General features: G+C 41.5%; 8 protein-coding genes and 2 pseudogenes. 8 read left to right on the top strand and 2 right to left on the bottom strand.

Features of this window, described 5'->3' with window-relative positions; genetic code table 11:
- The first annotated feature begins 535 nt into the window (after window positions 1-535).
- Window positions 536-1,876 (top strand): type ISP restriction/modification enzyme, encoded by a 1,341-nt coding sequence (locus PN457_RS06015; protein WP_271732007.1) that lies wholly within the window; start codon window positions 536-538, stop codon window positions 1,874-1,876.
- 98 nt (window positions 1,877-1,974) lie between these two features.
- Here the strand turns inward: PN457_RS06015 and PN457_RS06010 are convergent, their stop codons facing one another.
- Window positions 1,975-3,378 (bottom strand): integrase, encoded by a 1,404-nt coding sequence (locus tag PN457_RS06010; RefSeq protein ID WP_271732005.1) that lies wholly within the window; start codon window positions 3,376-3,378, stop codon window positions 1,975-1,977.
- Window positions 3,379-3,488: 110 nt separating this feature from the next.
- Between PN457_RS06010 and nifH the strand changes: the two are divergent.
- Both nifH and nifD read left to right on the top strand, forming a co-directional pair.
- A pseudogene (gene nifH, locus PN457_RS06005) lies at window positions 3,489-3,950 on the top strand (nitrogenase reductase); the annotation flags it as partial.
- Between the two features lie 125 nt (window positions 3,951-4,075).
- Window positions 4,076-5,458: a nitrogenase molybdenum-iron protein alpha chain gene (gene nifD / locus PN457_RS06000; RefSeq protein ID WP_271732003.1), complete on the top strand. Its 1,383-nt coding sequence runs from the start codon at window positions 4,076-4,078 to the stop codon at window positions 5,456-5,458.
- A 303-nt stretch (window positions 5,459-5,761) separates the two neighbouring features.
- On the opposite strand, the gene PN457_RS05995 is transcribed toward nifD, so the two are convergent.
- Window positions 5,762-7,183, bottom strand: coding sequence for a site-specific integrase (locus tag PN457_RS05995; protein ID WP_271732002.1), 1,422 nt, complete (start codon window positions 7,181-7,183; stop codon window positions 5,762-5,764).
- A gap of 109 nt (window positions 7,184-7,292) precedes the next feature.
- Between PN457_RS05995 and PN457_RS05990 the strand changes: the two are divergent.
- The 5 genes and pseudogenes from PN457_RS05990 to nifN all read left to right on the top strand — a co-directional run.
- Window positions 7,293-7,451: pseudogene (locus PN457_RS05990) on the top strand (nitrogenase molybdenum-iron protein alpha chain); the annotation flags it as partial.
- A 203-nt stretch (window positions 7,452-7,654) separates the two neighbouring features.
- Window positions 7,655-9,190: a nitrogenase molybdenum-iron protein subunit beta gene (gene nifK, locus PN457_RS05985; protein WP_271731999.1), complete on the top strand. Its 1,536-nt coding sequence runs from the start codon at window positions 7,655-7,657 to the stop codon at window positions 9,188-9,190.
- 137 nt (window positions 9,191-9,327) lie between these two features.
- Window positions 9,328-9,657 carry a Mo-dependent nitrogenase C-terminal domain-containing protein gene (locus PN457_RS05980; RefSeq protein ID WP_271731997.1) on the top strand — a complete coding sequence of 110 codons (330 nt, stop codon included), beginning with the start codon at window positions 9,328-9,330 and terminating at the stop codon, window positions 9,655-9,657.
- A 174-nt stretch (window positions 9,658-9,831) separates the two neighbouring features.
- Window positions 9,832-11,211, top strand: a complete 1,380-nt coding sequence (gene nifE / locus PN457_RS05975; RefSeq protein WP_271731995.1) for a nitrogenase iron-molybdenum cofactor biosynthesis protein NifE — start codon at window positions 9,832-9,834, stop codon at window positions 11,209-11,211.
- Window positions 11,212-11,345: 134 nt separating this feature from the next.
- On the top strand, window positions 11,346-12,674 hold the full coding sequence (gene nifN, locus PN457_RS05970; RefSeq protein WP_271731993.1) for a nitrogenase iron-molybdenum cofactor biosynthesis protein NifN: 1,329 nt from the start codon (window positions 11,346-11,348) through the stop codon (window positions 12,672-12,674).

The following is a 12,674-nucleotide window of genomic DNA, read 5'->3' as shown; positions in this document are numbered from 1 at the left end:
GGATCGTGGTTTCGACTTCGCTCAACCACCGAAATCAATACAGACCACATATCGACTTCGCTCACCGACCACATAAAAAACAATAAAATCCAGTCCCCTCCCCTAACAAGGGGAGGGTTAGGGTGGGGTTAAATAATATTCGATAGTAGGATCGAAACCGAAATCAATAAGTTCCTTGAGCGAAGTCGAAGGGAACATCAGGGGGAGGAAGTGAGGTTAAGAGAACCGCAAGAGATTTTAGAGATTATTGGGAGGATCGTGGTTTCGACTTCGCTCAACCACCGAAATCAATACAGACCACATATCGACTTCGCTCACCGACCACATAAAAAACAATAAAATCCAGTCCCCTCCCCTGACAAGGGGAGGGTTAGGGTGGGGTTCCAATATTTGATACACTAATCATAAATTTTAAAACATCCTCTAAGAGTTAGCTTTGCAAGTGATTGCTGACTGGAATTAGAGATGGTGATGAAATTGGCTCAAAAATGCTTGCTCAGATTGCTAAGAAAACCGGATTAGAACCAAAGGATTTATGAAACAAGCCAAAATATATTACGCCGCAATAGATGACACCTGGACAAAAGAACAAAAGTTAGCCTATTTAGAAAAACTTGAGCATACTGGTAATGTAGAATGGCAAGAAATTACACCAGATAAAAATCATAATTGGTTAACTGAAAGTTTAAAAGATGATTTTTATAATTTTATACCAATTGGAACCAAAGAATTCAAGAAGCAAAAACACCAGAATCCACCAGTAATTTTTAAGGTATTTAGTCTTGGTGTAACCAGTAATAGAGATGAATGGGTTTTTTCTTTTTGTAAGTATAATTTAGAGGGAAAAGTACAAATATTTATCCAAAACTATACTCTTGAATTAAATAGATACTTTCAACAGCCAACAAAACCTGAACTTGAAAGTTTTATAAATACTGATTCAAGTTTTATTAAATGGACAGATAGAGTAAAATTAGCTCTAAAACAAAAACAGTTCATTTTATTTGATAAATCTCAGATTCGCAATTGTTTTTATCGGCCATTTGTTCAACAATATATTTATTTTGATCAACTACTAAATCAGCGTAGATACCAGCAGCATATAATATTCCCCACTCCTGAAACTGAAGCAGAAAATCGGGTGATTTGTCTTACTGGTTCTGGGTCTGAAAAGCCGTTTATGATATTTATATGTAACCAGATTTGCGATTTACATCTTGTTGGTGGGGGATGTGGTACTCAATGTTTCCCCTTTTACACCTACAAGGAAGACGGAACAAACCGCCAAGAAAACATCACAGACTGGGCATTGTCAACATATCGCCACCATTACCAAGATACCACAATTACAAAATGGGACATCTTCTACTACATCTATGCAGTCCTCCATCATCCCCACTACCGGGAACGCTACGCAGCCAACCTCAAAAAAGAACTTCCCCGCATTCCCTACGCTCCTGACTTTCACCCCTTTGTCACCGCAGGAAAACGACTTGCAGAAATTCATATCAACTACGAAAAACAGCCCCAATATCGCCTCAAACATCTAGAAAATAAAGACTTACCCATAGATTGGCTTGTGGAGAAAATGCGCCTATCCAAAGATAAAACCCAAATCAAATATAATGATTTTCTCACCTTAAGCGGTATACCCCCAGAAGTCTTTAACTACCGCCTGGGTAACCGTTCCGCCCTGGATTGGATTATAGACCAATATCAAGTTAAGACAGATAAACTCAGCGGAATTACCAATGATCCCAACCGCCTTGATGATGAGCAGTATATAGTCAGGTTAGTTAAACAAATCATTACCGTTAGTTTAGAAACCGTGAAGATTGTAGAAGAATTACCAGATTTAGGCTTACCAAATGATTAAGCATGAGGTGTGCTGGGCGACAACACACCCTAAAATTTATTTTAAATTTAAAATAAATTTATTTTCTCCAACCATCTAATTAACCTCACCTGTTAAACCTAGACATTCAACCGTAAACGCAAGCGTTCATTTTCAAATCTCAACCGTTCATTTTCCTGTTGCAACTGAAAAATCATATCTTGCAACTCTTCCATCTGCGACTTTTTATTAATAGCTTGTGCAATAGCCACCTTGCGATTTTCTAAACTAAACCACCTTTGATAAATAGATGTGTGCATATTTACCGAATGACCCAAATTATCAGCAGCAGCTTTAATAGGAATCCCCATTAAATGGGCGCGAATCGCCCAAGCGTGGCGTAAATCATAAGGTTGAAAAGGAATACCCACAAATCTAAACCATCTGTCCGTACCATGACGAGCAGAGTTAATTTGTTTATTGGTAACTTTACCGTGAATTTTGGCTTTTAATAATTCAATAGCCTCTGTGTCAGTCTTTAAATTAAAGGTTTCTACCCAGTGGGGATATAATGGTAAAGCTTCCCTTTCACCGGTTTTACACTCTTGATTTACTCGCCAAGTATTAATGATATTATCTGAAGATAACCACCAATCTAAATCAGGATTAACAAAAATTTCCCTAGGTCTTAATCCATAGGTGGCTAACATTCCGTATACCCAGCGCCATAGTTTCCAATTATTCCTATCTTCCCTAGTGAGTAATTTACTAGGGCGGTTGATTGAGTAGGTTTCAAACTTGAGATATTCTTGCTCTATATCTACATCCCTGGGTATATCACGCTGACGTTGAGCAGTAGGTTTGATTTTTAAATTACTCAGTTCTGGGACTTCTAAACCAGAAGATTTACACAGCACCCGAATAACTTTAATTAGCTCATTTTTCACACTATCTGAAGAATTACAAAGTTTTACAGCTGTAATAAAGTTAATATCTATTGCTAATTTTTCTTTGGGTAGGTGTTTTTGAGCAATATAAAAATAGCTACTAAATGTATTTTCACTTTTCAGGTTACGTTTTCTAGTTTGAAAATAATTCACCTCGAAATCTGCAATTAAATCACCAATAGTTTTGTTGGTAACTTTATTGCGAGTTTTACCTAAGTATTTTTCAGTCCATTGAAACTGTTTTCTGGCTATTAACTTTCCTAGCTCATAGGCTTCTTCTTCTGCAGTCCGTAAGCCATCAAAATTAAAGGGAATACCCAAAGAAATATCATATTGCTTTGTTCCTATACCGTTTTTGTCAAAATCTCCTGGTTTAATGGGTAGGGTGCTTCTCAGTTGTAGTGACTTACCAGATTTTCTGACGGAAACATTCACCCTAGCAGCTTTGAGTCTATTATTTACGGCTTTTAATTCCGTTTCTAGTTTTGCTATCAGGTGATTTTCTTGATTTGTAACTGCTTGCATTCTACCTATATATCCCCCATCGCTCCTGGCTGTTTGGTGAAAATCGGCAAATGCTTCCTGTGTTCTGTTCATACCCTAGATTTACCCTGATAAAAAAACTGTTCATCATTGACAATGATGACAGCAAACATTGTTAAAAATGAACATTTACAGCCTATAAGGATAATATTACCGCTCTTGATCGTGAAGGTAAAGCACAAGAAATCTACATCGTTACCTCCGGTGAAATGATGGCGATGTATGCTGCTAACAACATCGCTCGTGGTGTTCTTAAATATGCTCACACCGGCGGTGTGCGCTTAGGTGGTTTGATTTGTAACAGCCGTAAGGTTGACCGCGAAATCGAATTGATTGAAACTCTGGCTGCACGTTTGAACACCCAGATGATTCACTTCGTACCCCGCGACAACATCGTTCAACACGCTGAATTGCGTCGGATGACAGTTAACGAGTATGCACCTGACAGCAATCAAGCTCATGAATACCGTGAATTAGCTAAGAAGATCATCAACAACAAAAACCTCACCATCCCCACTCCTATCGAGATGGATGAATTAGAAGCACTGTTGATCGAGTTCGGTATTCTCGAAAGCGACGAAGAAGCAGAAAAACTGTTAGCAGCAGATAAAGCAGCAGCTAAGTAATAATACACAGGGAAAAAGGAAAAGGTAAGAATTATCTCTGACCTTTTACCTTTGACCTTCCCCTTATCCTTTAGGGGAATTCCATCTACCTTATCCCCAGATCCTTACTAACTTGAGAGGCTAAAATGACACCTCCAGAAAACAACAAGATTGTCGAAGAAAGAAAAGAACTTATTAAAGAAGTTCTAGAAGCTTACCCTGATAAAGCTAAGAAAAAACGCGAAAAGCACTTAAACGTATTTGAAGAAGGTAAGAGCGATTGCGGCGTTAAGTCTAACATCAAATCTCTTCCTGGTGTAATGACCGCCCGTGGTTGTGCTTATGCAGGTTCTAAGGGTGTGGTTTGGGGTCCTATTAAGGACATGATCCACATCAGCCACGGTCCTGTAGGTTGCGGTTACTGGTCTTGGTCTGGTCGTCGTAACTACTACATTGGTACTACAGGTGTTGATACCTTTGGTACTATGCACTTTACCTCTGACTTCCAAGAACGGGATATCGTTTTCGGTGGTGACAAAAAACTACTGAAATTAATCCAAGAGTTGGAAGAATTATTCCCTCTAAACCGTGGTGTTTCTATTCAGTCTGAATGTCCCATCGGTCTAATTGGGGATGACATCGAAGCTGTAGCGAAAAAAGCAGCAAAAGAGATTGATAAGCCTGTTGTTCCTGTACGTTGCGAAGGTTTCCGCGGTGTTTCCCAGTCCTTGGGTCACCACATCGCTAACGACATGATTCGTGACTGGGTATTCCCCAGAGCTGACAAAGCTAAGGCTGACGGTACACTTAACTTTGAATCTACCCCCTATGACGTAGCCATTATCGGTGACTACAACATCGGTGGTGATGCTTGGGCTAGCCGGATCTTACTAGAAGAAATCGGCTTGCGTGTAGTTGCTCAGTGGTCTGGTGATGGTACCATCAACGAAATGTTGATGACCCCCAACGTCAAGATGAACCTCATCCACTGTTACCGCTCGATGAACTACATCAGCCGTCACATGGAAGAGAAATATGGTATTCCCTGGTTAGAATACAACTTCTTTGGTCCTACCAAGATTGCTGAGTCCTTACGGGAAATTGCCTCTAAGTTTGACTCCAAGATCCAAGAAAACGCTGAGAAGGTGATCGCTAAGTATCAGCCTACCATGGATGCGATCGTTAACAAGTATCGCCCCCGTTTGGAAGGTAAGACTGTCGCCATGATGGTTGGTGGTCTGCGTCCTCGCCACGTTGTCCCAGCTTTCCAAGACTTGGGTATGAAAATGATTGGTACTGGTTATGAGTTCGCTCATAACGACGACTACAAACGTACCACTCACTACATCGAAAATGGCACCATCGTTTACGACGACGTAACTGCTTACGAGTTTGAGGAGTTTGTTAAGGCTCTTAAACCAGACTTAATTGCTTCCGGTGTGAAAGAGAAGTACGTCTTCCAAAAGATGGGTCTACCTTTCCGTCAAATGCACTCTTGGGATTACTCCGAACCTGGTCACGCTGCTTGAAAGCTGCGTTAAATTAGGGTGATGCAATTATAGATTTAATATAAGTTAATTTTTAGCCTAAATTCAATTAATTATGTTCTACAATAACATTGATTATTGCTGACAGTCAATATTCAATATCTTAATTTATATGTATTCGGGTAATTGTTAAATTTTCCTGATTGGTAAATTTGTCAAATGATAAACATTTTTTCATGTATTTCTTTTAGACTAAAATTTTGATTTGATTGGCTAAGAGTGCGATCGCATCAACAGACTATCAAAACGGCGATCGCCATACCAGCTTGCGATCGCTTTTGTAAGTCATCGAGTGTTGATTATTTGATCAACCAACCTTAACCCTGCATTTTCCGACCTCAATCTTTCATTCTCTAACCTCAATCTTTCATTCTCCTCCCGCATTAACTCAACCTCATTCCTCCTACTCAAAGCCTGATTAATCGCCAACTTCCGCATATCCAGAGAGAACCAACGCTGATAAGTTTGTGTATGCACTTGCACACTATGACCTAAATTATCCGCAGCGGCTTTAATTGGTATCCCTAAAATATGCGCCCGAATCGCCCAAGCGTGACGTAAATCATAAGGCTTAAAATCTAACCCAATTTTCCGAAACCACCAACTAACTCGTTGAGTTAACGCCGTTATTTCCGCATGACTATTCTGATTTTTCTTACTAATCGCAGTTGCCAACATCTCTAAATATACAGGATTTCTCAAATCAAACTCCCAAATCCATTGTTGATGTAATGGTAATGCTTGTCTTTCCCCAGTTTTACAATCTTTATGAACTTTCCAAGTAAAATCTATATTTTCTGGACTTAACCACCAATCAATATCAGGATTAATAAATAACTCCCGCGGGCGCAACCCAAACACCGCCAACATACCATAAATCCACCGCCAAAGTTGCCAGCTATTTTTGACATTTTGATTAACTTGATTACCCCTGTGATTTAAGTAATATTCAAAATTAATAATTCCCGCCACTATTTCAGCATCCGTGGGTATATTCCGGGAATTATTCTCCGGGATTTTAGAATATGGAGATAAATCTATTTCAATTTTAAAAGTTTGGCAAAATGCAGATATAGCTCTGGTAGCATTATATCTTGCCCATTCCTTATCTATTTTTGTAATTGCACTAATTAAATTTTCAGGTGTTGCTAAATCCTCTAAATTAGTAACCCGCTTAGTTCGGGAAAAATAATAAAAAAAAGTATGTTCACTTTTGGTAGTGCGTTTGTGAGTTTTAAAATACTCCTCCTCAAACTGTGCTAATAACTCACCTATAGTTTTAAATTCTTGTTTAATTGCCTCATTACCTAAATATTTATCATTCCACTCAAAGGTTTTTCTAGCGATTAACTTACCTAATTCATAAGCTTCTTCCTCAGCCGTTTTCAGTCCATCCAAGTTAGCCGGAATATTCAAGCTGAGATTATATTGTTTTTTTCCAGTCCCTCTTGTGTCCTGATCCCCAGGTTTAATTGGTAAGGTCGCCCGTAATTGCAGACTTCCATTTGATTCTCTCACCGTTACCTTCGCCTTTGCAGATTTCAAGCGCAGATTTACTTGTTCTAACTCTACTAATACTTTTGTTCTCATGTGTTCTCTTTGCTGTTGTGCTTGCAGACTGGAGCCGAGAAAACTGCCGTCAGTAGATGGAAATGGTTCTAAGTCTGTAAAAGCTTCTTGATACTTGTCTTTACCCTGATGATGCATCGCTATGGTTTAGCCTATATTTAGCCTAAAAATAAATGTGTTATCAGCAAACAATGTTTATCACTACCATTGTTTACTGCAAACATTAGGCTATTTCCAAGCATTAAACCATAAAAAGAAATACTCCGGTCCTTATCACGGTTATGATGGCTTCGCTATCTTCGCTCGCGATATGGATTTGGCACTCAATAGCCCAACCTGGGGACTAATTGGCGCTCCCTGGAGCAAAAAGGCTGACGCTAAAGCTAAAGCCAAAGCTACCGCCTAAATCAGTGGAAAAGGATAAATAGGGATGGCCTGGGGTCTTAGCCCCAGGGGAGGAGTTGGGAATTCAAAGTTCAAAATTCAAAAGTTAAAAGTTAATTTTGATTTTTGCATTCTGAATTTTGAGTGACATTCCCACCCCCATCCTTAAATTCCGGTCAAATTTCCCAATTACTAACGAATCATGTAAGCTTGGAGAACCAGCAAATGCCTCAGAATCCAGATAAAATTCAAGACCACGTTGAGTTATTTCACCAACCAGAGTACAAACAACTCTTCCAAAACAAGAAGGAATTTGAAAACGGTCACAGCCCCGAAGAAATCGAACGGGTTGCAGAATGGACCAAGGGTTGGGAATATCGCGAAAAGAACTTTGCTCGTGAAGCATTAACCATCAACCCTGCTAAAGGTTGCCAACCTTTAGGTGCAATTTTTGCTGCTGTGGGTTTTGAAGGCACTTTACCCTTTGTACAAGGTTCTCAAGGTTGCGTTGCATACTTCCGTACCCACTTAACCCGTCACTACAAAGAGCCATTCTCTGGTGTGTCTTCTTCCATGACTGAAGACGCAGCGGTATTCGGTGGTATGCAGAACATGATTGATGGGTTGGCTAACTCTTACCAACTCTACAAGCCCAAGATGATTGCTGTTTGCACCACCTGTATGGCTGAGGTTATTGGTGATGACTTACAAGCGTTCATCAACAACGCTAAGGATGCTGGTTCAGTTCCTAAGAATTTCCCAGTCCCTTATGCTCACACACCTAGCTTTGTTGGTTCCCACATCACTGGTTACGACAACATGATGAAGGGTATTCTTTCTAACCTCACCGCAGGTCAGAAGAAAGCTACCAGCAATGGCAAAATCAACTTTATCCCAGGTTTTGACACCTACGTAGGCAACAACCGTGAAATCAAGCGTATTGCAGGTTTATTCGGTTTTGACTACACCATTCTAGCTGATAACAGTGACTACCTGGATTCACCCAACACAGGTGAATTCGATATGTATCCCGGTGGTACTAAGTTGGAAGATGCCGCAGACTCCATCAACGCTAAGGCTACAGTGTTTCTGCAAGCGCACTCCACAGTTAAGACCCGTGAGTACATTGAAAAAGAATGGAAGCAAGAAGTTGTAGTTTCCCGTCCTTGGGGTATTAAGGCTACTGACGAGTTCTTGATGAAACTCAGTGAATTGAGCGGTAAGCCCATTCCCCAAGAGTTGGAAATCGAACGCGGTCGCGCAGTTGATGCCATGACCGACTCCCACGCTTGGTTACACGGTAAGCGCTTCGCTATCTACGGTGAGCCAGACTTGGTATACAGCGTAGTTGGTTTCATGTTAGAAATGGGTGCTGAACCTGTGCATATCTTGGTTCACAACTCCAATGATGTGTTTGAAAAAGAACTTCAAGCTCTACTAGATTCTAGTCCTTTTGGTCAAGGCGCAACCATCTGGGGTGGTAAAGACCTATGGCATATGCGTTCTTTACTGTTCACTGAACCTGTAGACTTGCTGATTGGTAACTCCTATGGTAAGTACCTGTGGCGTGATTGTAAGGTTCCCCTGGTAAGAATTGGTTATCCTATCATGGACCGCCACCACTTACACCGCTACAGCACTATCGGTTATCAAGGTGTGATCAACTTGCTCAACTGGATTGTCAATACAATCTTTGAAGAAATCGATCGCAACACCAATATTCCTTCTAAAACAGATATTTCTTACGACTTGATTCGCTAAGAATTGCAGAGTGCTAATCAAAGGTAAGGAAGGGGAGTAAGGGCTAGGGGCAAAAAGGGTGATACTCATCCCCAGCGCCCCTAGAGCCACTACTTACCTTTTTCTAGCAAATTACATCTTTAATGGAGGTATCTATTATGGAAACTATACATCATACTCACTCTGATCATCATTACCATCCACCTAACTATCAAAAGTCTGGTTGGTTTCAGAAAATCTTCAATCCTCTGCGTGGTTTAATAGATGGGATTGAAGTGAGAAATTATCATCTTGCTCATATAATCTGCCAGGTCATTCCTTGCTGTTGTCCTTTTGAGCGTAATGTTAATTTATTCGGTCGGACTTTCCATATTCCGGCTTTGTGTAAACTCAATCCTGTATATGATGAGTTGGTGGCTATGCGTTTTCGGGCTTTATCTTTTCTGGCTGATGAACGTGGGGAAGATGTCACCAAGTATATTTGTTAGGCAGTGATATTGATTTTTTAATGCTCTTGCAAAAGTACATTTTATGATAAGTATTCCACAGATGAACACAGATTATTATTAATGGTTTATCCGGTGTGAATGTGGTCGGGAGAGGAGTTTTGCAAGCAGTCTATTAGTTACTATTTAACACGTCGATCTAGCAAGAGAAGAGACATGAAAATTACCCAAGGCAAAATTAATGAGCTGCTGAGTGAGTCGGGATGTGAACACAATCAGCACAAACAGGGTGAGAAGAAAAATAAGTCTTGTACCCAACAAGCCCAGCCCGGTGCGGCTCAAGGAGGTTGCGCTTTTGATGGTGCAATGATTGCTTTGGTGCCAATCACTGATGCGGCTCATTTGGTCCATGGGCCTATTGCCTGTGCTGGTAATTCTTGGGGTAGTCGTGGTAGTCTTTCCTCTGGTCCCCAACTCTACAAGATGGGTTTTACTACCGATTTGAGTGAGAATGATGTGATTTTCGGGGGTGAAAAGAAGCTCTATCAGGCGATTCTGCAACTTAAAGAACGCTACAATCCCCCAGCCATTTTTGTCTACGCTACTTGTGTCACTGCTTTGATTGGCGATGATATAGATGCTGTTTGCAAGGCTGCGGCTGAGAAAACTGGTACCCCTGTGATTCCTGTGATTGCTCCGGGGTTCATTGGTAGTAAGAACCTGGGTAACCGCTTTGGTGGTGAGGCTTTGCTGGAATATGTAGTTGGTACGGCAGAACCGGAAACAACTACACCTTATGATATTAACTTGATCGGTGAGTATAATATTGCCGGGGAAATGTGGGGAGTCACACCACTGCTGGAAAAGTTAGGCATTCGTGTTTTATCTAAAATAACGGGTGATGCTCGCTATGACGAGGTTCGTTACGCCCACCGGGCCAAGCTCAATGTGATGATCTGTTCCCGTGCGTTGCTGAATATGGCTAGAAAGATGGAGGAACGTTACAACATTCCTTACATTGAAGAGTCTTTCTATGGCATTGATGATATGAATCGCTGTCTGCGAAATATTGCGGCGCAATTGGGCGATGCTGATTTGCAGGAGCGCACAGAAAAGTTAATTGCCCAAGAAACTGCAGCTCTTGATTTGGCTTTGGCTCCCTATCGCGCTCGACTTCAAGGTAAGCGGGTTGTATTATATACCGGTGGTGTCAAGAGTTGGTCGATTATCTCCGCAGCTAAGGACTTGGGTATAGAAGTCGTTGCTACTAGTACTAGAAAAAGTACTGAGGAAGATAAAGCCCGGATCAAGAGGTTGATTGGTAATGATGGCATCATGATGGAGAAGGGTAACGCTAAGGAATTGTTAAAGCTGGTGAAGGACACCGGCGCTGATATGTTGATCGCCGGGGGTCGTAATCAATACACGGCGTTAAAAGCCCGGATTCCTTTCCTGGATATCAACCAAGAACGCCACCATCCCTATGCTGGTTATGTGGGTATGGTGGAGATGGCACGGGAATTATATGAGGCTCTGTATAGCCCTATTTGGGAACAAATACGTAAACCCGCCCCTTGGGAAGAGTCTGAGAGATGAGGGGAAGGGTTGTAGGCTCATGACCAACGACTAGCAGTTTCAGATCCCAGACTTGTTTCATCAACTCCAGACTCTTGAGCATCTACACCAGAACTCCGGGATCTCCAATAGACCAACGAATAAGTATAAATGCCATGGCGATTGTTAATCTTCCTCATAAACCACTTACAGTTAATCCCCTGAAACAAAGCCAAGCTTTAGGTGCATCTTTAGCTTTTTTGGGCTTGAAGGGGATGATTCCTTTATTTCACGGTTCCCAAGGTTGTACTGCCTTCGCTAAAGTTGTGCTTGTACGGCATTTTCGGGAAGCTATTCCCCTAGCCACTACAGCCATGACCGAAGTTACTACTATCTTGGGTGGTGAGGAGAATGTGGAACAAGCAATTCTCACTTTGGTGGAGAAGGTCAGTCCCGAAATTATTGGTTTATGTAGTACAGGACTGACGGAAACTAGAGGAGATGAGCTAGAGCGGTTTCTCAAGGAAATCCGCGATCGCCATCAGTCCCTAAATTATCTGCCCATTGTATATGCTACTACCCCAGACTTTAAGGGGGCGTTGCAAGATGGATTTGGGGCGGCTGTGGAAAGTATAGTCAGGGAAATCCCCCAAGCTGGTGGTATCAGAACTGAACAAGTTACTATTTTGGCAGGTTCTGCGTTTACACCGGGGGATATACAGGAAATTAAAGAGATGGTCACAGCCTTTGGTTTAGTGCCAATCTTTGTTCCTGACCTGGGGGCTTCTCTTGATGGTCATTTAGAAGATGGTTATACTGCTATTACAGCTAGTGGTACTACCTTAAAACAACTACGAGATGTAGGTAGTTCAGCCTTTACCATCGCTTTGGGCGAGAGTATGCGACCGGCGGCTAAAATCCTGGAGGATCGGTTTAATATCCCCTACGAGGTGTTTGGTGAACTGACTGGATTGGAACCGGTAGATGAGTTCCTGCAAGCATTATCTATTCTCAGTAGCAATCCCGTACCGGAAAAATACCGCCGTCAACGTCGCCAGCTGCAAGATGCGATGTTAGATAGTCATTTTTACTTTAGTGCCAAGCGAGTGTCTTTGGCGTTAGAACCGGATTTGTTATGGTCAATGGTTAACTTTCTGCAATCCATGGGAAGTCAAATTCATGGGGCGGTGACTACGACGCGATCGCCGCTGTTGGAAAAACTCCCGGTAAAAAGTGTCACCATCGGCGATTTAGATGATTTTGAGCAATTAGCCCTGGGTTCTGATTTATTGATTGGAAATTCTAATCTAGGTGCGATCGCGAAACGTCTCTCAGTTCCTCTCTATCGTCTAGGTATTCCCATTTACGACCGCTTGGGTAATGGATACTTTACTAAAGTGGGCTACCGAGGCACTATAGAGCTGTTATTTGGCATTGGTAATCTATTTTTAGAGGCTGAAGAAGAGAGAGTTAAACACTTATGGAACTTAGGGAATGGGGATTAA

The sequence above is a fragment of the Anabaenopsis arnoldii genome (assembly GCF_028331025.1).
GTDB classification, from domain to species: domain Bacteria; phylum Cyanobacteriota; class Cyanobacteriia; order Cyanobacteriales; family Nostocaceae; genus Anabaenopsis; species Anabaenopsis arnoldii.
The sequence above is the reverse complement of the archived record's forward strand: the minus strand, read 5'-3'. Positions and strand labels throughout refer to the sequence as shown.